Raw genomic sequence first — 22,180 nt, forward strand, 5'->3', positions numbered from 1 at the left:
TTCAATTATATATCGCTGAAAAACTTCACTACAATTAAGTGAATATTCACCAGTGCTATAATACATCCCTTTTTGATCTGCATATAAGCCAATTCTATCTAGAGCATCATCACATTCTATTACACCGTAGCTTGGTACATCAAAACCTGTATTTATTCTAACAATATTTAAGTTGGGAACCTTTAATACCTCTGGAACAATATCAGGTAAAATATCTGTATTAATTTCTTTATTTTGTAACTCTTTTTATCCAATATTTTCTCAAATTTGCATCTACAATGAAGTAAACTTGTTCATTTTGTTCTTTTGCATATTGTACAATTTCCATTAATGTTTCGAAAACATATTGTTTAAAAAGAGCCCCCATATCATTTCTCTTTGATGGTTGTGATAAAAATGCATTATGTTTATTTATATTTAATAATACGTAATCAATCGTTTGCCACTCTGTATTCCCATATAATTTATATAAAATTTCTTTTCCTTTTATTTTTGAAAGAATAGGTAAGAAATCAAATTTCGATATTCGTTCAATTGATAAATTAACATATGTACAAGGTAAATTTATCTTATTCCAACTACGCTTCAAAAATCCTTTTTGTTCTAATAGACTAAAAACACTATTTACAATTGTTTTACGAGATACACTTTGGCCTATAAATAAATTAATAAATGTTGAAATACGATTTGTTCGTGCAAATCCCTCTCTAATGATTTGTTTTGGATCAATTTTTTCGCGTCCATCACAATTTTTCATTGCGATTAATGCTAATGTCGCATCACTGCGCTCACCCGCGGTAGCATAGACAGCTTTCGTAACATCATCTACAAGATTTGTTTTATATTTTTGACAATATTGCATTTTATATGGATTTTGTAACACCTTTTCAATATTGTATCTCACAATCTTTAATAATACTGGAAAATCTGTATTCAATACATAAGAATTTCCACCAATTTTAGTCAAAACAATTTCGCTATCAAGTAATGCTTGTTCTATTTCCAGCGCTATATTTTCAGACCAAACTTCTAATGTTAATGTCTCTAATCCTTTTGGTGCAAATAAAGGAAATAATTCATTTTTGTTATTTGTTGCTACCTTTTTACATTCTGGAAGTATTGTGAAATAAGAGAATTTACGCTGGAATTCTTTAAATAAATACTCTCTTTCCTTTGCTTTTATACCTGGTTCTATTTTAGTACCTTGAACTCTATATATTCTTTCATTGTATGGAAATAACACCCTTTTATTTTCCCCGACAATATAATCTTTCGGATATTGGAGAATATGGTCTAAATCCACCTCTCCACCTATTTGAAAATCATCTTTTAAATTTCTAAATATCTTAATCCATTTCATGCCGGTTGTAGCTTGTTGTATTTTTAGTTTTACAAACCGGATTTTTTTATTATTTGACGCAAACTCTGAGGTAGAAATCAATATCAGGCCTCGTTTCCGTCTTAAAAGTAAAGGAATATCTGGATGATTATATTCTTGATAAAATCTCCGAATCCCTATTGAAATATTTAATAATGGAGCGTTCTCACCACCGCGGGTTATGCATTCGAATCGATATACATAGGAAAAAAAATCTTGTGTTTTTTCATCTTTTATCGGCCCTGACATCGCCTCACAAATATTTTGTGATCTAAGAGGAGAAAAATAGATTTCTTCTGCATTTGTATTTTCTAAATATATAGGACGCTCACAAAAAACATGTGAGATTAAAGCGGGCACCCACTTAGAATACGTTTCATTATCATGTAGTACTGGCAAATTAGAAATCAAATCGGATTGCCATTCATATTTTGGTGGTTCTACTAATCTATTTGGCTTCCAATCATGAATAATCTCATACCAACTTTGAAAAATATAATCGAGCTGCTCTTGTCTAATAGGTTCTTTCGATACAATCCATGGTGTATTTTCATTTAATACGTACGGATTATGCTGTATAAACAATATATCTGAAAACATATCATACAATCTTTCATTCAAACGTTTCAAATTACTCGTTAATAAAAATGTCTTATAATGTATCTCTACGATGTCCAGCCATTCAATAGGAAAGTATATAAATGATACCTTTTCATTTAAAAGGGATTCTACTATATTTTCAAATGTTAACAACCTTAATTTTTTCATAAAATGATTCTTTCCTTTCTTCAGTTGTCTTGATTATCAAAAAGCTAGAACAATAGTTACTTAATCTAATCCATTTAAACCAAGTATTTAAAAGAAAAGTAAAAACTATTTATCTACATAAAACATTATCAAACCGACTCTTTTAAAGATTAAAAGTAATTATCATATACAACACCTCTTTACATTTGTATTTTAATACATTTAAATTATACAATGTATATAATATATTGTACTTATTATTTACAATAACTTTACAAAAAAACAAAAAAAAACACCTTAAATCGGTGCCCTTTTTACAAATATCAACCTTTATGTAATTGAACATATAGATAACAGTAATCCTCCAAATGAAATTGCTCCTAGTAAACCTACTACAACTCCTGTTAAACAAATACAATCAGCAAGACAAATAGAAGACTGCGATAATGGAACAAATGACCTACTTGTACTCGAACCATATTGTTTTATTTTCTCATAATTCACATCTAAAATTAGATGTAAACATGTTACACCATCCTCAATAGTATGTAGAGGTTCTTTTTCTAATTGCTCCAATAATTTACTATCAAAAGCAACTGATAGAGGATACTGCTTATCTAATTTCATATTTTGATAAATTAGTTGCAAACGAGATAATATATTGTTTTTCTTCTTTTCAGATGTTACTGTACATTTCATAGTATTAAATTCATTTAATAACAGTGTCAATTCATCTCTTTTTCCGTATAAATCTTTAGCTATTTTTCTCTTTAGTTTATACGAATGGATAATAGATTTTAGTTCAATCATATTCATACACTTCCTAATTACATATTATTTACCCAATTATTTTATAGATAAACAGTACTTTTTAATCTTATTTAAATTACACTCAAGCATCTTAATTTACTATCGATTAACATTACATTAACCTTACAAAGTTGTAATAAATTTATTAGCTAGAAGAAATCAATCCCTAAACCAGACAGATATTTGATGATAAAAGCATAAGAAAAAGCAATGATTAGATTTTAAACCTAGTCATTGCTTTATCCATGCATCCTAATTTACACCTATATATCCTATTGTTACCATTTCACTTGGATGTTTGAATATATCCATTAACAATGGCTATATTCGTTGTCGGCATATATATAACTAATGTTTTTTAGTCGATAAAGTACAACTTTGGGCAGCACGTCCTCCACCTAATTTATTTGCTCTCACTGAATTTTTTTGGGTCTTACTGCCCGGCAAATAGCGGGATAAATGTAATCAATATTCATATGTTACAATTGTATCAGTAGTACCACTAAAACCATCAAAACAATTAGAGCAACCACCACAGCCGCCACAACCTCCGCAACCCCCGCAACCAAAACAACCGAAGCAACCAATACAACGGAATCCACCACAACGGAATCCGCCACAACGACCTCCACCACAACCACCACAACCGCCACAACGGCCGCAACCGCCACAGCGACGAGCAGTATCCTCAATATAGTAATATGGATATTGGTTTTGCTGGTCCCAATAGACAATATTTCCAGACTGGTAATCATTAAGGCTTAACGCTTGTATTTCTTGTTGAAACTGATTCATTTTCATAACCTCCGTTTATAAAATACAACCTCATTGATGCTTTCCTATATTTCTGTTCGTTACATCTAAGTAGAAATAGCGCTATAAACTAAGTTCAATACGTACACCAACAAAGTATGAATTATCACTAGATGATGCACCTTGTTCATATACCTATTTTTACTATGGGCTCATTTTTATAAATAGAAATTATAAAATATAAATTCTAGCGTCATATCTTCATACTTACTAAGCTCAATTAATTTCTCAATAATTATGATGCCATATCCTATATATTTCCGTCTGCCGCTTAGATTTTTCTGTACTGTAAATGCCTTTCGCTATAACACTTCCAAGTAACCGGTTTCTATGACGGTTAAGAAATTCCTACAAAGAAAAAAGCCCTAATTAGGGCTTTTTATTCTATTTCTCCAGCAAAGCTCTCTATGAAATTTCTAATTGAAAAAAGACACACTTAGATTGATGCGTCTTTTTGTGATGCCTCTTTTGTGAAATCATATAATGCAATTGCGCCTAAAAGAACAAGTATACCTTGAGGAACATCTAGTAAAATAGTTTTCCAAATTTCTGGAATTACCCATTTAATATCTGCTGCTGTTTCAAGATATGTTTGAAAATAGCTGATTGTAAAATTAATTATCCCTAAAAATACAAACAACGATAAACCAAATCGAATTAATTTCTTATTTGTAAACATATAACACCTCTCAAAATTCATTGGATATTCCTGCTTTTGCTTCTTTATATTTCCATATCCCTATATTTGATTTTAACACACAAAGAACTCAAAAAAATACAATATGCAAATTTGCATATTGTATGAACAGCACTTCATGTTAACTTAGAAATTCCTGCAAAGAAAAAACAACTCCGTTACAGCTAACAGCTCGGGTTTCTTTTCTTATTTAACTTCATACCACCAACATTTACGTTCTTTGATTGTAAAATAAATGTGACAGAAGTTTATCCAGTTAATGCGTAGACAATTAAATGAGCTAAATTATCGATATTCTATTTCGCCATATCCGTAGCACTAATGACTTTACGCAAATTTGACAAGAAAAAATATATAGATAGGTATGATCCATACCTATCTATAACATTACTTCTATTCTTTATCCAATTACGTCTTTTACGTCTGTATCCACTGGCCACTTTTCTAATGTATAAGCCATTTCCCAAAATGAATATTCATATTGACTGCTAATAATAAAATGCTGTTTCATACGCTTGCGGTCTGCCTCTGTTACTTTTTCAGCGATAGTATCTAAACGTGTAATTTGTTCTTCAACTAGCGTACGGAACCAATCAGATCCATAAGCAGAAATCCATTCGTTATAAATTGGCTCTTCCGGATGGCACTCTTTTAAGCGTTCGCCAATTTCATAATACAACCAATAGCAAGGTAAAATTGCTGCAATGATATCTCCTAAATGCCCTTCATACGCAGCACGATACATATGTGAAGTATACGCATATGCAGTTGGCGCAGGAATAAAATTATCTTTTTCTTCTTTTGTTATCCCTAGCTTTTTAGCAAAATTCTCATGTAAAGATGACTCTGCCTCATATGTATTTTGAGCATGATGTGCCATACGAGCTGTCGTCTCTAATTCAAGAGCTTTCGCAGCTCCTAAAGTTTGTACTCTAGCAAAATGACTCAAATAATATGAATCTTGAAGCACATAATAGCGAAAACTAGCTAAATCTAACGTTCCTTCACCAAGTTTTTTTACAAAAGGATGGTTAAAACTCGCTTCCCAAATTGAATCTACTTCTTTACGTAATGATTGTGAAAAAGTCATTTAAATCCCTCCAATAATGTATAAAATATAAGTATTTATCCACAATTATTAAAGCTGTAAAATAAAAAAACTTTCTTTACAGGCGTAAAGAAAGTGAAATTGACAGTAATTATTTACTCATTAAATAGCAACGTCTTTCCCACTTCCCTACGCTGGCATTAACCAGATCAGGTACTAAGAGTCTCAAAATCACATTTGATCTCAGCCTATAAAAGGCCCCCTAGTGGATAAATATTTTGTTTTTATAATGTATTCATCATAGCATACTTCATGAAACTGTCAAAAGAATTCGTTATATAACTATCTTAAAAACCTTCTTCTTTTCTCACTTTTAATGACGTTTCAATAATCATATCTAATAGTTTGCTATAACTAATTCCAGCTGCTTCTGCACTTTTTGGCAATAAACTTGATTGTGTCATCCCTGGTAATGTATTAATTTCCATTACATATGGAATTCCGTCCTTCACCATCATATCAACTCTTGCATAAACACTACATTTTAAGGCTTTATAACAAGCCAGTGACGCTTTATTTACACGTTCATTAATTTCTGCTGGAAGTTCGATAACTTCCTCAACTGTACTAGTATCATCATATTTTGCATTGTAGTCAAAGAACTCGGCTGCATGTCGAATTGAAACTATAGGTAACTGTTTTCCATCCAGAATGGAACATGTAATTTCATCACCTTTTATATACTTCTCAATTACTACTTCAGAATCCCATTCGAATACAGTTTCTAGCATTGAGATCAATTCATTTTTATTGTAAACGATTTTCACTCCGACACTCGATCCGCCAGAGTTTGGTTTTACCACTAATGGAAATCCTAACTTATCTAACTCATCAAGATTTAGATCCTCCATTTTTGTAAGTTCAATCCAATCTGGCGTTTCTACACCTTCATAACGTAAAATCTTTTTCGAAATATTTTTATCCATACATATACTGCTAGATAACATATTACTTCCGCTATAAGGAATCCCTAAACTCTCCAGTGTTCCTTGAACTGTCCCATCTTCTCCGTATTTTCCGTGTAATGCGAGCAATGCAAAGTCAATGTCTTTCGCTTTTTCAATTAAATCCATTTTTTCGTTTAATGTAATTGGAACTATTTCATACTTATTTTTATCTAAATGAGCAATCATTTCATTCCCCGTCATAATTGAAACTTGTTTTTCAGACGATACCCCGCCCATAATAACACCGATTTTCATTTTCTCAACTCCAAATTTCATTTTTTAATGTATCACCAATTATTTTAATTCCCCGAACTATTTCTTCTTCTTTCAAACGCGAAAACCCTAATCGGAAAGTATTTGCTCCTTCTCCATCAGAGTAAAAAACATCTCCAGGTGAAAACGTAACGCCTTTCTCATAACACTTTTGTAAAAGTGTGCGGGCATTCATATGCTCTTCTAGCTCTATAAATAAATGAAGTCCACCATCTCCAGTCATTCTTTTGAAAGGAATGTACTGATTACATGCCCCGACAGCTAACTCATATTTTTTCTTATAAACAGATCTTGCCTTTTTTAAATATTTTTCAAAATATCCCTCATGTAAATATTGAAACAGAACAGCTTGATCTAGCGTAGATGTGTGAATCGTTCTTGCTCTTTTTACGCTTTCTAAATAATGAATCAGCTCTTTATCTGCAATAATCCAGCCTACACGTAAACCAGGGAAAAGTACCTTTGAAAAGCTACTAATATAAATCACATTATTGCCAGCTCCAGCAAAAGTTAATAATGGAGCTAAATGTGAACCTGAATAACGTAATTCTTCATTAAATCCATCCTCTATAATAGGAACCTTGTATTTTGAGAATAACCTCATCAATTCCGTTCTTTTCTCTGAACTCGTAACAATACCGGTTGGATTATGATAAGAAGGAATTAAATAAGTAAAATCAAAATCTTTTTCACACAAGCTTTTTTCAACTTCATTCGTATCAATACCATCCTCATCCATATCAATCCCATGAACTTCAAGTCCATGTAAGCGGAACAACTTTAGCGCAGCGTGGTGAGTTGGATTCTCACAAATGACACGCCCGGATTTTTTTGATAAAGAAGAGAGTACAATATCCAATCCTTCTGTAAATCCATTTGTAATTAGAATATCTTTATTCGAAATGTCTACGCCTTTCATTTCCATGTAATGAAGTAAATAATTCATTAACGGTCTATATCCCTTTGCATATCCGTAGTTCAATACGATGTCCCCTTCAATGGACATACGAGTAAGAAAAGCTCTTTTGAAATTTTCAACATCAAATAGCTTCTCATCCGGGGCTATACTATTAAAAACAATCATTCCCTTTTCCCAACGAACACCATGTTTCATTAAATCTAATTCATCCGCTAATGCGGTCACTGTATTAAGTTTATTTTTCCAATCTATTTCAACAGACGAAGTGTTAGATATATCCACCTTCGCAACAAAGTTCCCTTTTCCTTTAACTGCATAAATGAGTCCTTCTTGCTCTAAATCTGCATAAGCAGCGAGTACAGTGTTTCTACTCACACTTAGTAATTCACTTAGTTCCCTTGTTGATGGAATTTTTTGATCCCCGAGCAAATACCCTTTCATAATCATCTTCTTCAAATAATCTTTCAATTGAATATAAACGGGACGATCTTTAACAACTTTAAAATCCTTAAACAATTCCTTACCCCCTGCAATCATTTTTGCATATTTATTTCATTCTCAAAAGGTCCACGACATATGTATTTTTTATAAAGGGCGGTACGGTCTTACAAGTCTTTTCGATATAAGTTAATTACATCTTTTAAAGCTGCAGCTGCAGCGCCTCGTGGATTAGAAGCCCCACCAATTGTAGTAACTTGTCCCATCGTATCTGTAAAGAACGTAATTCCTTTTTCGGTCCCATTTACTTTTGCTAACGGATGATTTTTTTCTATTTCGCACGGTTCAACATTTAAATTCACATTGCCACCCTCATCCTTATATATTGATGCTATTAATTTAATAATTTTATGTTGTTCCTTAGCATTTTGTATTTGCTGTTTTGTAACGTGCTCGATTCCTTTTATATGTATATCAGTAAGTGTTTTCTCTGTTTCCATTAGGCTGTTTGTCAAAAGTAACAATTTACACGCACTATCTGAACCACTTATATCTAATATAGGGTTTGTCTCAGCAATTCCTTTATTTTGCGCTTCTTTCAGTGCTTCTTCAAATGTCATATCTTCCTCATACATTTTCGTAAGAATATAATTAGTTGTTCCATTTAATATTCCTTCTATTTTTTCAATACTGCAACCGGCTAAACTAAATTGTCCGATATCTAGTGTCGGTAGTGCAGCGGCTGTTGCACCGCTATATCGAATTCGTACATTTACGCCTCTTGCTGCTTCATTTATTTCTCTCCAGTTTGTAACGAGTGCACCTTTTGAAATTGCTACTATATCCATCTGTTTCTCAATCGCTTGTTTCATATATTGTTTCCCTGGATTTCCATCTTTAAGATTTGTAACTGTTGATTCTACCAATACAGTACCACTTATGCTAGTTGTTGCACGTTCCTTCGGATGATACTCTAAATATTTTTCAATTGCAGCGGTACCGCCACCATACATCAATAAATGATGAAGAGATAAGCCGTCTTCATTATGTATTGCAATATTTCTCCCTAATACGCCACTTACAACTAATTGAATCCCATATGTTTCATATATATATGAATACTTTTCATTTAATAATTTTATAAACTCTCTGCCTACTGTTCCGTATCCTGATAATACAACTTGAGTTTTCATAATATCCCCCCATATTTTTCTACCAAACCCCTCTTTCAATATAATATAAAGCGCTCTCGAATTCCATCGAGAGCGCTTTATTATTACCTATTTCGGTAAACGTGATAGCTTTTCAGCAATTGTTCTATAAAACTCTTGAATGCTAGAAAAACCTAACGAGTCTGAAACACTTAATCCTACCATGTCGAGATGGTCCCAATTCGCTTTCGTTTCGATATGATTCCATTTTCCAATCTGTAATGACTCATTATTATTTACAGCAACATTAGAAGTTGGTGCAATCATAGAATTTGTATTTACTACACCATCATTTTGCCACCAAGAAGTATCAACTAACGGACGGTTTTCTTCATATCTCGCATAAGAACCTAAGAAAAATGCATTACCCATCAGCACTTTATTCATCGTTATATGAGGTAAATGTAAACCTGTTATAGGTGCTGCTTGTGATGCATGTCCACTATAAGATAAGTAATACACATCCGGTTGTGTCTTTACCCAATTATTTAACTCCTTTGCACCATCTGTACTTAAATCCCATTGACTTATATCTTTTGTATTTTTCCAAAGTGAACTATTTAGAATACGATTACTATATTGGAAAAAGGACTCTCCAGCATTCTTCTTTATACCCCATTGATCCAATTTAAAATCATATAAAGATAAATTATTGTTTCCTCCAAAGCTCGCAGCTGTAATGAGTAAATCTTTAACGAACGGCAGCAGAAGGCTACCATCCGCAAGTGTTGTACCGTTGTGAGGGGTTGCTAATGTTGTAACACTATGAACATATGATTTTCCGCCTTCAAATAGTGGTGATATTTTGGTGTCTGGGTGATTTTTCACATAATTCTTTTCTTCAAAACTACCTTCTTTTAATAGCTGTACTAATGTTCTAATCGTTTGTCCACCCATGCTATGTCCAACTAAATGAACTTTATTTGTTTCACTCCAATTCGGTGCAAAACCACTATAAGTTCTGCCAAAACGATTATGTCCATGTTTCTCAGCATGCGAGGCACCATAGTCTACTGTTCCACCCCTAATTTGCGCATACAATTCACATGCACGATCCCAGTTACTAGAAACAGGTCCAACAGCTGCAGTATGTACCGTATAACCATTTCGTTTCAAATCTTCCTGTATATCATGAACACCACCCCAATATTTTACGCCAAACATTTCTTCTCTACCCCATCCAGCAAATCCATTCACCAATATGATAGGATAATTATTTTGTTGTCCCTCTTCAGCGTATGATATTTTCGCTGCGAATGAACATAAGGTCACTAATGCGAAAAAACATATTTTTAAAAATAACTTCCCCATACTTTCTCCCCCTAATAAAACGTTTACATTTTTCTTCCAAAAATAACAGAATGTTTTAACAACTTAAACATAATGTAAAGTATTTTATATACGTTGTATATATAGAAAACATATACAAATGTTGATAAATATTAATTCAAGTGAACATTTACTTTTTACAATACAACTTGTAAATCTGTTTATTTGAATTTATAATTAGATATAGTTTCCTCATGTTAAAAAGATTTAAAAACCATAAGAAAACTAATCTCATTGCTTGAAAAGGAGGAAAAAGCATGCAAATCGGATCAAATATTCATACATTATCTCAACCTACTAAAATAACTCCATCTACTCTTGAGCATAATACTATCTCTTCTACTAAACTTGAAAGTAAGAAAGTAAATGATCCTATCAAGTTTGATATTCGTTCATCTGAAAAAGAAATGAAACAGCCTGAGCATAAATTTAATGAATTAGATTTATGGAAGATGTTAAAGGATAAAGGTGTTCCTTTATGGATCATCCTTGAAATGCTACAAAAGGCTCGTAAAGAAAAAGAAGCCCAAAATAATTCAGTTCAAAATTCAAATGCGATTGAGGAAACAAACGAGACTCGATTAAATGAAGTAATGTAAAGCATAATATTTGATTGGTCTACAAACTAAAAAGAGTTCGGGGGTGATAAAGTTTTTATCAACCTCGAACTCTTTTTTTATGATTTTTCTCCAATCGTTACAAACTGGAAAGATACTTTTCCTTCCAAACCTTTAATTAGTTTTTTTACTTTGACATTTTCATTAACCAATGTATTATCTGTCGACATTTTAGGTTTTTCGTCACCTAGAGATTTTTTCAAATGAAGAAGATGCATTTTCATTTCATTTGCCTTTATTTCTTTATACACACTATTTTTTGCTACAATCATATACCATTCCGTTGAATATTTACGATTGTTACCTATCCAAGCATCACTATCGTATGTAACAGGAATCTCTTCCCCTCCTATTTTAATACTTTTCATAGTCTTATCGTCTTCACTTGTAAATAAAAGTGACCCTTCTTTTGAGAATTTCGGTAACGTATCTATAATATAATTGGAGCCATTATCTTGTTTTCGAAAAAGTTTTTCTTTAATCAATGCTTGTGCTGTAGATTCATTTAAAATTAAGACATTTCCATTTCCAACTTCCCCTTTTTTCACAGAAAACACTTCATTTTCTTCCGTAATTTCCTGATAACGATTAATAATTGGTGAAATATTATTTTCATCTCCAATAATTAATACACCGTTTGCCGGAAATGGATTCTCCTTTTTAGAACATGCACTAAAACTTATTAATAGCAGTATCGTAAACATAAAAATAGTTAAAGTTCTTTTCATCTCGTTTCCTTTCATCATACAGTTCATTTTTCCACATACTTTAGTGTAGTCTTACAAGCTAATAAATTCTATTGCTCCATAACCTTATAAAGCTTTTGCAGGTAACGCCAACGGGTTATAAAGAAATATAAAACTTGTATACATATAAATGAAATTAGAATAACGATAGAGCTATTTATGATAGAAAAATTGACTAATTGCTGTAATGCTATATAAGCGACTACAGTATGAATCACTGCAACGACAATTGGTAAAAAGAACATTAATAATAACTGCCTCGTTACAACTTTTTTCAACTCACCTTTACTTAATCCCATTTTCGAAATCATTTTATATTGTTGTTGATCGCGATCCAAATCTGTATATAATCGGAAATAAATAAAACTAGCGGCGAATGTAAAGAAGACGATTCCGACTAAAATACTTACCATAAGTAATAAACCATTCTTTTGCTTTGCTTCCAACAAGTTTAATGTTAAAGCTTCAAAGTAGAAATCTCTGTCCCTAAGATTTTTATCGAATATACTCTTTAATTGATTGGAAATCTCTTTCGTTTTTATCCAATCATCTACAACAAATCCGTAAGTACGATATGGAATTTCTTTATTAACTGGGTCACTAGTAAGAGGTATTCCATCATATACCTGATCTTGAACAGCGATATAAATAGTTCTAGAATCATGTGGTAAAACTAAATTTTCTACAGCTTTTTTCACATGAAATGTCTTTGTCCAGTCACCTTGAATGACTTCTATATTCTTTTTATACTCGCCATTTTTAAATTCTTGTTTTTGTGATACGACCCCAGGAATTAATAAAATTTCATCTTCTTTTTCAATTGTTTCTTTTTGATAGCCTAGTGCTTTAGCAAGATCGTTGTATTCACTTAACTTCATTACATTTACGCCATTTTCTGTGTATATATATGAAGATGAAGCCATTCGATACGGAATATTAGCATCAGAAAGGTGTTTTTTTATAATAGAAAGATTTTTGTTCAATACTTTGTCATTCTCAAAACTTCCATACAAAAATGTATAGGGATTTGTCATCCTTACCAAATCCCTATTTCCAATTGCGGCTGTTGTACCAATTGCTGTAAATGCAACTGCTGAAACAATAGATACTATAAAAAACATCGTTGCATTATCTTTCATACGGTAAATTAATTCAGAAAATGTTAATATATTTGTTCTCTTTAAAAAGAAAGATTCTCTCCTTTTAGCAAGGTACAATATATACACGCTACACTGTGTATATAAAAAGTACGTTCCTATAATTACTAGGAGCACACCTATTCCAAGCGTAATAAAATTGGTACTTGGTATGAAGCGAAATACTGAAAAATATCCATATCCTATACTAATTAAAGAAAGTAGCGATAATAAAACTGAAGATTTCGGTTCAGGTTTTGGCTTTTCCTCTGCTCGAATAAGTTCCACAAGTTCCGTTACTTTTATCATTTTAAATGTAAATAATGAAACAATTAAAAACAAGAAAAGAAATGTGATAACTGTTAATAATACAGCCCGCACTGGTATATAAAAAGGCAAACCATTATTAATCATTAATACACTTGCACTTATCAATAAGACTAGTTTAGAAAATATGAGTCCAATGAAAATCCCTATACAAATTGAACCAAGTCCAATCAACATATTTTCAATTAATAATAATTTCTTAAGCTGTCTCATTGACATACCTTGCATCATTAAAATGCCAAATTCTTTCTTACGCGTTTTTAAAAACGAACTAACTGAATATAAAATGAAGAAAAATGAAAATACAAAAATCAATCCTTGCGAAACTGAAAATCCCAATGTACCAAATGCACTTATTGTTGCACTTGTCGATTTCAACTCACCTTGTAAATCAGGATGAAATAATAAAAGAGCATACGTAAAGAAAATCATAATAGAAAATGCACTACTTAAAAAATGGGCAGCATATGTACGCTTATTGCGAAAAATATTATTAAATGCGAACTGACGAAAAGTCATGCCTTTTCCCTCCTAACAAAGAAAGGACATCCATAATCTTTTGATAAAAAGTTTGCCTGCTTTCACCACAATAAATTTCGTTATATAGTTGACCATCTTTAATAAAGATTACTCGGCTGCAAAAGCTCGCTGCATACGGATCATGTGTAACTAACATCATCGTTGCTTTTTCTTCTTTATTTAGAGTATCAAGCATCTCCATTACATCATTTGAAGATTTAGAGTCTAAATTCCCTGTTGGTTCATCTGCAAGTAACAATTGCGGCTTATGAACGATCGCACGAGCAATTGCTGTTCTTTGAGCTTGTCCCCCTGATATTTCAAACGTTCTTTTACTCAATATATCTGTAATGTTTAACTTCTCTGCAATCTCTTCCGCTCGTTTGTTCATTTCTTGCACAGAAACACCATCTAAAGTCATCGGCAATACGATGTTTTCTTTTACAGTAAGTGTGCTAAGAAGATTAAATGATTGGAAAACAAATCCTAATTGTTTTCTGCGGAATAACGCTAATTCTTCTGATGATAATTGGAAAGGATTTGTACCATTAATAAATATTTCTCCCGATGATGGAGAATCAATAGTAGATACCATGTTTAATAACGTTGTTTTCCCACTACCTGACGGGCCCATAATTCCTACAAATTCACCTTCTTGAATTGATAAATCAATATCTACTAATGCTTTAAAAGGTACTTTCCCTCTATATACTTTACTAATACTATTTGCCTGCAAAATTTCCATTTATATTCTCCCTTCGTTTCCACTGCTCACTATAGAGTGTAAATGAATTGTCTTACAGCTCATATTGATTCATCTTTCATTTATCTTACACGCTTGTAAGATTTCTAAAAAAACTGATAACAAACCTATTTTCAATCTATAAACAAAGCATATCTATCTTATAATATTTGCATATTGGTTTGAATTACAATGCTATTTTCTAATCTTTATTTTATTAATATAAAAAGACCGATTTTTATCGGTCTTTTTACTTTCAAATATTATATTTTAACTGTTGTGTGTAGTTAAAGCATATTTGAGTTACCCATTAAATACTATTTCACTTGATAATAACCTCTGCAAAAATGAGTTCTTCGGTTTCATTGCAATCAAAAACGAATTGTAAATATCTGAGGCGGAAATGAATGTGTTTATCCAACATATAAATAATAAAATTGATTTAATATTTCCTGATACAAAGAACGACATCATGGCAGGTACTACTGATAATACAATAATAGGCAAGCTCATAAAGACCCAAAATCTCGTTTTGGATAAGACTGCATTTGTATTTAGCCAAAAAAAGCTTTTACTAAATGTTAAGCTAATATCCCTTTTTTACTTATTACTAAAATGTGTAAACATTCATGAATGATAAAGATTAAGGTACCTATGCGGGATAAAATGAATATAAAAAGCTTAGAGTTTTAGCTCTAAGCTTTTTTATGATTTCGTATTAATTCCTTTTACTGAACAATATTTTTTATCCATTCAGATTTACTCAATACATAATGATTATATAGTTGATTTGCTATCTTGTGTTCACTCAAATAAGTAAACCCGCATTTTTTAATAACTTTATTTGATGGTACATTGTTAATTAAAGCAATTGCGTTAAGGACAATTAAATTTGTTTCTTTAAACAAATAGTCAATTAAGCCTTTAGTCGCTTTTGTAGCATAGCCATGATTTTGATGTTTATTTGAGATAGCATACATTATCTCTCTGTTTGGTGAAGGGAGTTCTTCTTTCATGCCTGTGCAGCACCATCCAATGCATTCATTTGTAGCTTCCTTAAATATTCCTAGCTTTAACATATGATTATCTATGTTATTCGTAGTTTTCACTGCCTCAAGAAATGCTTTGTTTGCTGGTATTTCATAATTTGCAATCCAATCCACCCTTTGTTCTTTCGTTGATTTCCAGTCTGGTAAAAACTTTTCTATTTCCGGTTGATTGGCTATTTTATAAATACTTTCTGCATCTTTGACCATAAACTCTTGCAAGTATATATCTCCACAATCTATTCTAAATAACTTAGTTGAACTCTCTTCTCCCATGTTAATTCCCCTTACTTACGTTATAACGCCTTTATCTGCTTCGTAAGTTCTATAAATCGTTCATCAAGTTCTTTATATTCTTTGTCGTTAGAAGTTAAAAAGCTTAATTTCCCTAATACTTCTTGTCTCTCTGTTTCTAACGTTAAACGTAGCTCTTCAATATTATCTCTTGTTTTAGTAGGTTTTTCTAGCTGCTTTTGTATCGTATTGTTTGAAAACACGAGTTTTATGTTAGTTGTTTTCTCTAGAAAATATCGATCGTGAGAAACAATTATTAATGTTCCGTTATACTCAGCTAATGTATTTTCAAGTTGTTCACGTGAAGGTAGATCCAAGTGATTCGTCGGTTCATCTAAAATGAGTACATCTTTTTCATCTAAAATATAAGCCATTAGCTTACATTTTACTCTTTCTCCCATACTCATATGTTCAATCGGCTCTTTCCATTGAGAAGCTTGGAACCCTAAATGTTTCATTAAATTTTGGACTTTTCCTCTTTCTTCAAACGTCTCTTTAAAAAACAAATCTTCTGGCGTTTTGTCCAGTGGCAAATCAAAAACCTCTTGTGTTAAATAACCGATGTTTGCAGATGGTGAAATCCATATTTCTCCTTCAGCAGTTTCCGCTCCCATAATCATCTTCAGTAATGTTGTTTTCCCGCTACCGTTTGGTCCAACAATTGCAACTTTCTCACCGTGCTGAATTGTAAAATTAACGTTTTCAAATAATGCTTTTCCATTAAATTCTTTTTTTAATTGCTTTACTTCTAAAAAGCGTTTTCCTACTTTTTTACTCGCTTGAATAGAGAACTCAATTGAATACTCTTCTTTCACACGTTCTACTTTCGTTTTCTCCAGCTCTTTTTCGAGACGTTTTCTTTTTGACTTCACTTGCGCATCCATTCGTTTCGCTTTTACACGATAAAACTCTTTAAAACTTTCTTGTTTTGTAGACTGCGCATGTGCCTTTTGTGACCATGAACTTAATTCTTTTATATGTGTTTCTACTTGTTCTATCTTTTTTTGCTGCTTTTCATATTCTCGCTGCTGCGACTTCCTTCTTTGCTCACGTGCTTTCATGTAGCTTGTATAATTACCACTATGGTCAATTAATTTTTTGTCCTCAATTGACCATATTTTTGTTGCGACAACATCTAAAAAATATCGATCATGCGATACAACGATAACTGTACCTTTCATATTTTTTATTTGTTTAATGAGAAATTCCGTACTCATTTCATCTAAATGATTTGTCGGTTCGTCTAATATTAAGACATTAGGATTTTTAGCAAATCCTTTTGCTAATCGAATTTTTAACTTTTCACCACCACTTAAAGTATGAAAATCGTTCGTTGGCACGCCCCATTTCGCAAGCAGTTCTGCTTCTTTTGCAATTACATCGTTACTAATAAAAGATTCTATTTCTTGTTCAACATATGCGGTTGTCATATTCATTTGCTGCCATTCAACAATCCCTTTTGAAGGCTCAATCTTTCCATTTATTAATTGAAGTAACGTTGATTTACCAGCACCGTTTTTACCAATTAATCCGATAACATCCCCTTGTTTTACTGTCACATTCATTTTCTCTAACAACATATTTTCTTTTATTTCAACATAAACATCATTTAATTTTAATAGTTCTTTCATAATACCGATCCCTTTCATTAAGGGAGAATAAAAAAATCCTCCCAAATAAATTTGGCAGGATTAGTCGTTAAAATATTTACACCCAAATAAGCTATTACGCAACATAAATAGCAATACCGTTGTATGGAAATCGGGCAGACTAATCCTATTTTTTAGAAATTGAAATTTATTGAATTTCAACATTTAAAAATAAGATTAGTTAATCATCGTCCACCCATCATTCCTTCCCCTCATTAGTAACCATATTGTACCATAATAGTACTGTATGAGTAAATGCAATTATTTGTGCTGCTAAAAAAGATTGCTTTCTTTTAAGGTCTATTCATTATTTCTTCACTTCATATCGAACAAGTATCAACCACATTTGTTGTACTACTTGCTTTAGCTTTCCCTAGCAATAAAATTGTAAGCATTCCCTCTTATATAAATTTTATATAAATTCATAATAAATCATATATTATACATACTAAATTTCAGTTCTTATAATAAAGGTATCATTTTTAAGGGGTGGTTCTACAATGGAATTTAGTAAACTAGGAAACAGTGGATTAACAGTAAGTAAAATCGCATACGGGAACTGGATAAACCATGGTGGAAAAGTAAACGAAGATACTGCAAATGATTGTGTAAAAGCCGCACTAGATGTTGGAATTACAACGTTCGATACTGCTGATGTTTATTCGGACACGATAGCTGAGGAAGTACTTGGCCGATCTTTGCAAGGTATACGCCGAGAAAGTATAGAACTATGTACAAAAGTATGCCATCCGACCGGTCCTGGAAAAAATGATCGTGGATTATCAAGAAAACATATTATAGAAAATTGTAATGCATCGTTAAAACGATTACAGACAGACTATATCGATGTTTATTATGCACATAGATTTGATATAACAACTCCTCTTGAGGAAACAATGTTAGCTTTCTCAGATCTTGTAAGACAAGGTAAGGTTCTCTATTTAGGCGTAAGCGAATGGACATCAGAACAAATTACCCGTGGTGCAGCACTTGCACGCGAATTGAACATTCCATTTATCGCTAGCCAACCTCAATATTCGATGTTATGGCGAGTTATTGAAACTGATGTGATTCCAACATGTCAACGTGAGGGACTTGGCCAAATCGTATGGTCGCCACTTGCACAAGGTATTCTTACAGGAAAATATCAACCTGGTAAACTATTACCGAATCAATCGCGTGCTAACTCCGATGCTGGAAAACCGTTTTTTGACAAACTCGTGCAACGTTGGATGAGTGATGATGTGCTTACCGCTATCCAGGAAATTAAACCTATCGCACAAGAAAATAACCTTACCTTATCTCAACTCGCAGTTGCTTGGGTATTACAAAATCCAGCTGTTTCTTCTGCAATTATTGGTGCTTCAAATCCGGAACAAATAAGAGAAAATGTAATTGCTTCTAGTGTTAAATTGCAACCTGAAATTATGGATCAGATTGATAGTGTATTAAAAGGTTTCGCTGAGTATGATACTAGTAAAACAGGTTGAATCATGAGTAAGTTTTACCTATAAATAAACACTCCTTGCCAACTTCCCACAGCCCATCCTATAAAGATGGGCTTTTATTTTTATCTGTTAAGTTCACATTGTGAAGTCATATAAACCTCTCTAACAACTGTTAAAAAGTTCTCTAACACGACAGACTTTTCATCCTTCCTCCATCCAGCATATAAATTTATTTTCGGTGTATTTTCTAGAATATCATTATACATGACTCCTGATTTTTTATAGCTTTCCACCGATGATGGAACGACTGAAATCCCCATTCCAGCTGCAACTAAGTTTACAATCGTTTGCATTTGAACTGCTTCTTGAACAATATTTAAACTTACTCCATGTTCCCAAAAGTAACTAATAATTAAATCATAAAAATTTGTACCGAAATGGCGAGGAAATAAAATGAATGGTTCATCTACTAATGATTTGATTGAAATATTAGGTAACGAAACGAAAGGGTGATTTTCATGTAAAACCAATTTTAAAAACTCTTCAGAACAAACTTCAGAAGATAATATTTTATTATTTTGCTCCGAACGAATAAATCCAATATGAATTTGTTTTTCGTAAAGCGCTTTTATTTGCTGGTCTGTTGTCATCTCGCGTAATATGAGCTGAATTTTCGGAAACCGTTCTCGAAATGTTTTTAATATGCCTATAACTGTTTCTGTAGAATCGACAAAACCGATGATTAAATGCCCGATTTTCCCTTCATCTGCAAGCTGTGTTTCTTTAATCGTTCTATCTACTTGAAGTAATGTTTGCCTAGCACCTTCTAAAAAGACTTTCCCCGCCTCGGTAAGCTCAACCATCCTTTTTGTCCGGTGAAAAAGTTGAACTCCTAATTCTTCTTCCAATTTTCGAATTTCTTGACTTAAAGGCGGTTGTGCCATCATAAGACGCTCTGCTGCACGACTAAAGTTTAATTCTTCTGCCACCGTTATGAAATATTTCATTTTACGAATATCCATTTCAAGCCTCCTATCATTCGCAACTTCTATAAGATTCTATTTTTATTATAAAAAATGGTTCATGTATGTAGTCTTACATTTATTCTTATTGGGTTCATTTTGCCTCTCTTATCTATAGAATATTTCATTCTCCAATGTTATCAAGGGTACAAAACAAGGCTAAAAAACTTATCTCCAAAGTTCTTTAGCCTTGATTACTTTTTACACATTAAAAAATATTACTCGCACTACCGTACCTTTACCAACTTCTGAATGGATTTCCACACTATGTCCTAATTGTTTTGTAATTTCATATACAAGATATAGCCCCATTCCTGTTGATTCTTTAAAATCTCTACCGTTTTCTCCTGTAAAGAAAGGTTTGAATACTCTTGGTAAATCTTGCTTCGGTATACCTACGCCATTATCAGCAATTTCAAGTATAACGGTATTACCTTCCTTACAAGCTTTCATTTTAATCTTTTCTCTACTACCTGATGAATACTTAATCGCATTCGATAGTATTTGTCCGATTAAAAACTGTAACCATTTCACATCACTTTCTACAGTAATGTCCTTATCAATTTCAAGCTCTGGATATACAAAATTCCGTATAAAGAAACGTTTATGTTCATGTACCGAATCATTCACTATTTTATGTAGTTGTACCCTTTCTACATAAAAATCTTGTGTGAACGCTTCTAATCGTGCGACATATAGAGCCATTTCCAATCCCTTTTTTAATCGGTCTGTTTCCTCATTTATACTTTCAAAACGTGAATCTACTTCATCCTGTGTAATTAATTCTATTACAGATAAAGGTGTTTTCATTTGATGGATCCACTGATTCATAAAGGTTAAATGGTCATTATTTTTTCTCTCTTGTATTTGCAGCTGATTTTGATAATGTCGATATTGCACCTCAAGTAGTTCTTGAAGAGCAGCCGATACAGCCGCAAAATCAGATTTTTGAACAGATTCATCTAAAGATTGCATCGGATTTGCTAGGCGCTCATAAAAAGAACGATGTGTAAAATAACGAAACACTAAATAACTTCCCATAAAGAAAGCACCTAGAAACATTGCATATAACGCCGTTGTAATATGATTATGCCCATCAAACCAATATACGAGAAATATAGCTAGTAGTTGAATTATGGTAAAGCAAATAAGTGGTATATGATCACGTATAAACAACCTTATCATTTTTCTATACCATTATCCCAAGTAATGTGCAATCTATATCCAACACTACGAATCGTTTCAATCGCACCTTCTATATGTAACGTTTGTAACTTTTTACGTACACGTGTTGTATTTACACTTAATGTATTATCATCAACATAAGATTCACTATCCCATAATTTATTAAGTAACACTTCTCTACTCACAACACGCGGATAATTTTTCATTAATGTCTCTAATAAAATAGCTTCGTTTCTCGTTATATCAATCTCGTCGTTTCTAAGTTTCAATACAAGCCTTTCAGGATATAAACAAAGGCCTTGTTGCTCAATCATTCGCTCTTCTAGTTTCGGTGCATAATCTCCATATGCACGTCTTAAATGACTACGAATTTTCGCCACTACAACTTCATAATGAAAAGGCTTCGGAATAAAATCATCGCCACCGTTTTCTAACGCCATAACTTGATCCATCGTACCTTCACGGGCCGAAATGAATAATATCGGACATGTAGAAACACCGCGAATTTGACGACACCAAAAGTACCCATCAAAACTCGGTAAATTAATATCTAATAAAACTAACTCTGGTTGTTCTTCTAAAAAAATATCTAATACATTTTGAAAGTCCGATACAATAACTCCTTGATAACCATATTTCGCAACATGTGTTGATAATAGTTCTGCAATTTTCATATCGTCTTCTACAATCATAATTTTGACCATTATTGAACTCCTTTTTAATCCACAATCTTAAATATACTTATATAAAATAAATACTACCTCTTTTCACAAAATCCG

18 protein-coding genes, 2 pseudogenes and 1 riboswitch are annotated in these 22,180 nt (G+C 32.4%); of the genes and pseudogenes, 2 read left to right on the top strand and 18 right to left on the bottom strand.

The annotated features are described in order from the left end of the window. The 9 genes and pseudogenes from JFU02_RS03505 to JFU02_RS03545 all read right to left on the bottom strand — a co-directional run. Nucleotides 1-2,146 (bottom strand): annotated as a pseudogene (locus JFU02_RS03505) (pPIWI_RE module domain-containing protein); the annotation flags it as partial. Nucleotides 2,147-2,455: 309 nt separating this feature from the next. Further along, nucleotides 2,456-2,941, bottom strand: a complete 486-nt coding sequence (locus tag JFU02_RS03510) for a hypothetical protein (protein ID WP_003307057.1) — start codon at nt 2,939-2,941, stop codon at nt 2,456-2,458. Between the two features lie 459 nt (nt 2,942-3,400). Continuing rightward, the gene (locus JFU02_RS03515; protein WP_001071347.1) at nt 3,401-3,730 is read right to left on the bottom strand and encodes a heterocycloanthracin/sonorensin family bacteriocin; all 330 of its coding nucleotides are present in this window, start codon (nt 3,728-3,730) and stop codon (nt 3,401-3,403) included. A 454-nt stretch (nt 3,731-4,184) separates the two neighbouring features. Then, complete coding sequence (locus JFU02_RS03520) at nt 4,185-4,448, bottom strand: DUF3937 domain-containing protein (protein WP_002082716.1); 264 nt, start codon at nt 4,446-4,448, stop codon at nt 4,185-4,187. A gap of 397 nt (nt 4,449-4,845) precedes the next feature. Further along, nucleotides 4,846-5,535: a thiaminase II gene (tenA, locus tag JFU02_RS03525; protein WP_000144522.1), complete on the bottom strand. Its 690-nt coding sequence runs from the start codon at nt 5,533-5,535 to the stop codon at nt 4,846-4,848. Nucleotides 5,536-5,662: 127 nt separating this feature from the next. Further along, nucleotides 5,663-5,767: riboswitch (TPP riboswitch) on the bottom strand. 73 nt (nt 5,768-5,840) lie between these two features. Further along, a complete protein-coding gene (locus tag JFU02_RS03530) occupies nt 5,841-6,755 on the bottom strand; it encodes a D-alanine--D-alanine ligase (protein ID WP_003307060.1) in 915 nt (304 codons plus the stop codon). 4 nt (nt 6,756-6,759) lie between these two features. Then, complete coding sequence (pdxR, locus tag JFU02_RS03535; protein WP_201069892.1) at nt 6,760-8,208, bottom strand: MocR-like pyridoxine biosynthesis transcription factor PdxR; 1,449 nt, start codon at nt 8,206-8,208, stop codon at nt 6,760-6,762. 89 nt (nt 8,209-8,297) lie between these two features. Further along, on the bottom strand, nt 8,298-9,323 hold the full coding sequence (locus tag JFU02_RS03540; protein ID WP_061665856.1) for a homoserine dehydrogenase: 1,026 nt from the start codon (nt 9,321-9,323) through the stop codon (nt 8,298-8,300). An 87-nt stretch (nt 9,324-9,410) separates the two neighbouring features. Then, nucleotides 9,411-10,652: an esterase/lipase family protein gene (locus JFU02_RS03545; RefSeq protein WP_000517055.1), complete on the bottom strand. Its 1,242-nt coding sequence runs from the start codon at nt 10,650-10,652 to the stop codon at nt 9,411-9,413. A 275-nt stretch (nt 10,653-10,927) separates the two neighbouring features. Here JFU02_RS03545 and JFU02_RS03550 point away from each other — a divergent pair, with 275 nt between their 5' ends. Next, nucleotides 10,928-11,269 (top strand): DUF3914 domain-containing protein, encoded by a 342-nt coding sequence (locus JFU02_RS03550; RefSeq protein ID WP_001165517.1) that lies wholly within the window; start codon nt 10,928-10,930, stop codon nt 11,267-11,269. Nucleotides 11,270-11,346: 77 nt separating this feature from the next. Here JFU02_RS03550 and JFU02_RS03555 read toward each other — a convergent pair whose 3' ends face one another. The 6 genes and pseudogenes from JFU02_RS03555 to abc-f form a co-directional block, all read right to left on the bottom strand. Continuing rightward, nucleotides 11,347-12,033 (bottom strand): lipoprotein BA_5634 family protein, encoded by a 687-nt coding sequence (locus tag JFU02_RS03555; protein ID WP_000975416.1) that lies wholly within the window; start codon nt 12,031-12,033, stop codon nt 11,347-11,349. 50 nt (nt 12,034-12,083) lie between these two features. Then, the gene (locus JFU02_RS03560; RefSeq protein WP_086406206.1) at nt 12,084-14,015 is read right to left on the bottom strand and encodes an ABC transporter permease; all 1,932 of its coding nucleotides are present in this window, start codon (nt 14,013-14,015) and stop codon (nt 12,084-12,086) included. Further along, the gene (locus tag JFU02_RS03565) at nt 13,990-14,760 is read right to left on the bottom strand and encodes an ABC transporter ATP-binding protein (protein ID WP_000404446.1); all 771 of its coding nucleotides are present in this window, start codon (nt 14,758-14,760) and stop codon (nt 13,990-13,992) included. The genes JFU02_RS03560 and JFU02_RS03565 overlap by 26 nt, the downstream gene beginning before the upstream one ends. A gap of 314 nt (nt 14,761-15,074) precedes the next feature. After that, nucleotides 15,075-15,431: pseudogene (locus tag JFU02_RS03570) on the bottom strand (DUF3267 domain-containing protein); the annotation flags it as partial. Nucleotides 15,432-15,485: 54 nt separating this feature from the next. Then, nucleotides 15,486-16,079 (bottom strand): GNAT family N-acetyltransferase, encoded by a 594-nt coding sequence (locus JFU02_RS03575; protein ID WP_000503548.1) that lies wholly within the window; start codon nt 16,077-16,079, stop codon nt 15,486-15,488. Between the two features lie 20 nt (nt 16,080-16,099). Next, nucleotides 16,100-17,728 (bottom strand): ribosomal protection-like ABC-F family protein, encoded by a 1,629-nt coding sequence (abc-f, locus tag JFU02_RS03580; RefSeq protein WP_042973316.1) that lies wholly within the window; start codon nt 17,726-17,728, stop codon nt 16,100-16,102. A gap of 518 nt (nt 17,729-18,246) precedes the next feature. On the opposite strand from abc-f, the gene JFU02_RS03585 reads away from it, so the two are divergent. Continuing rightward, nucleotides 18,247-19,236 (top strand): aldo/keto reductase family protein, encoded by a 990-nt coding sequence (locus tag JFU02_RS03585; protein WP_061665858.1) that lies wholly within the window; start codon nt 18,247-18,249, stop codon nt 19,234-19,236. A gap of 80 nt (nt 19,237-19,316) precedes the next feature. On the opposite strand, the gene JFU02_RS03590 is transcribed toward JFU02_RS03585, so the two are convergent. The 3 genes from JFU02_RS03590 to JFU02_RS03600 form a co-directional block, all read right to left on the bottom strand. After that, complete coding sequence (locus JFU02_RS03590) at nt 19,317-20,216, bottom strand: LysR substrate-binding domain-containing protein (RefSeq protein ID WP_098867177.1); 900 nt, start codon at nt 20,214-20,216, stop codon at nt 19,317-19,319. A gap of 201 nt (nt 20,217-20,417) precedes the next feature. Further along, the gene (locus tag JFU02_RS03595) at nt 20,418-21,401 is read right to left on the bottom strand and encodes a sensor histidine kinase (RefSeq protein ID WP_098867176.1); all 984 of its coding nucleotides are present in this window, start codon (nt 21,399-21,401) and stop codon (nt 20,418-20,420) included. Beyond that, on the bottom strand, nt 21,398-22,105 hold the full coding sequence (locus JFU02_RS03600; protein ID WP_000238992.1) for a response regulator transcription factor: 708 nt from the start codon (nt 22,103-22,105) through the stop codon (nt 21,398-21,400). Before JFU02_RS03600 ends, JFU02_RS03595 begins: the two co-directional genes overlap by 4 nt. Nucleotides 22,106-22,180 lie beyond the last annotated feature (75 nt).

The sequence above is a fragment of the Bacillus sp. TH13 genome (genome assembly GCF_016651175.1).
Lineage (GTDB): Bacteria > Bacillota > Bacilli > Bacillales > Bacillaceae_G > Bacillus_A > Bacillus_A thuringiensis_S.

Excerpts from the sequence above, each read along its gene's own strand:
- JFU02_RS03575 (WP_000503548.1), bottom strand. The coding sequence starts at position 16,079 with ATGGGAGAAGAGAGTTCAACTAAGTTATTTAGAATAGATTGTGGAGAT.
- JFU02_RS03515 (WP_001071347.1), bottom strand. The coding sequence starts at position 3,730 with ATGAATCAGTTTCAACAAGAAATACAAGCGTTAAGCCTTAATGATTAC.
- JFU02_RS03560 (WP_086406206.1), bottom strand. The coding sequence starts at position 14,015 with ATGACTTTTCGTCAGTTCGCATTTAATAATATTTTTCGCAATAAGCGT.
- JFU02_RS03565 (WP_000404446.1), bottom strand. The coding sequence starts at position 14,760 with ATGGAAATTTTGCAGGCAAATAGTATTAGTAAAGTATATAGAGGGAAA.
- JFU02_RS03530 (WP_003307060.1), bottom strand. The coding sequence starts at position 6,755 with ATGAAAATCGGTGTTATTATGGGCGGGGTATCGTCTGAAAAACAAGTT.
- JFU02_RS03600 (WP_000238992.1), bottom strand. The coding sequence starts at position 22,105 with ATGGTCAAAATTATGATTGTAGAAGACGATATGAAAATTGCAGAACTA.
- JFU02_RS03510 (WP_003307057.1), bottom strand. The coding sequence starts at position 2,941 with ATGAATATGATTGAACTAAAATCTATTATCCATTCGTATAAACTAAAG.
- tenA (WP_000144522.1), bottom strand. The coding sequence starts at position 5,535 with ATGACTTTTTCACAATCATTACGTAAAGAAGTAGATTCAATTTGGGAA.
- JFU02_RS03520 (WP_002082716.1), bottom strand. The coding sequence starts at position 4,448 with ATGAATTTTGAGAGGTGTTATATGTTTACAAATAAGAAATTAATTCGA.
- JFU02_RS03555 (WP_000975416.1), bottom strand. The coding sequence starts at position 12,033 with ATGATGAAAGGAAACGAGATGAAAAGAACTTTAACTATTTTTATGTTT.
- JFU02_RS03550 (WP_001165517.1), top strand. The coding sequence starts at position 10,928 with ATGCAAATCGGATCAAATATTCATACATTATCTCAACCTACTAAAATA.
- JFU02_RS03595 (WP_098867176.1), bottom strand. The coding sequence starts at position 21,401 with ATGATAAGGTTGTTTATACGTGATCATATACCACTTATTTGCTTTACC.
- abc-f (WP_042973316.1), bottom strand. The coding sequence starts at position 17,728 with ATGAAAGAACTATTAAAATTAAATGATGTTTATGTTGAAATAAAAGAA.
- JFU02_RS03545 (WP_000517055.1), bottom strand. The coding sequence starts at position 10,652 with ATGGGGAAGTTATTTTTAAAAATATGTTTTTTCGCATTAGTGACCTTA.
- JFU02_RS03585 (WP_061665858.1), top strand. The coding sequence starts at position 18,247 with ATGGAATTTAGTAAACTAGGAAACAGTGGATTAACAGTAAGTAAAATC.
- JFU02_RS03590 (WP_098867177.1), bottom strand. The coding sequence starts at position 20,216 with ATGGATATTCGTAAAATGAAATATTTCATAACGGTGGCAGAAGAATTA.
- JFU02_RS03540 (WP_061665856.1), bottom strand. The coding sequence starts at position 9,323 with ATGAAAACTCAAGTTGTATTATCAGGATACGGAACAGTAGGCAGAGAG.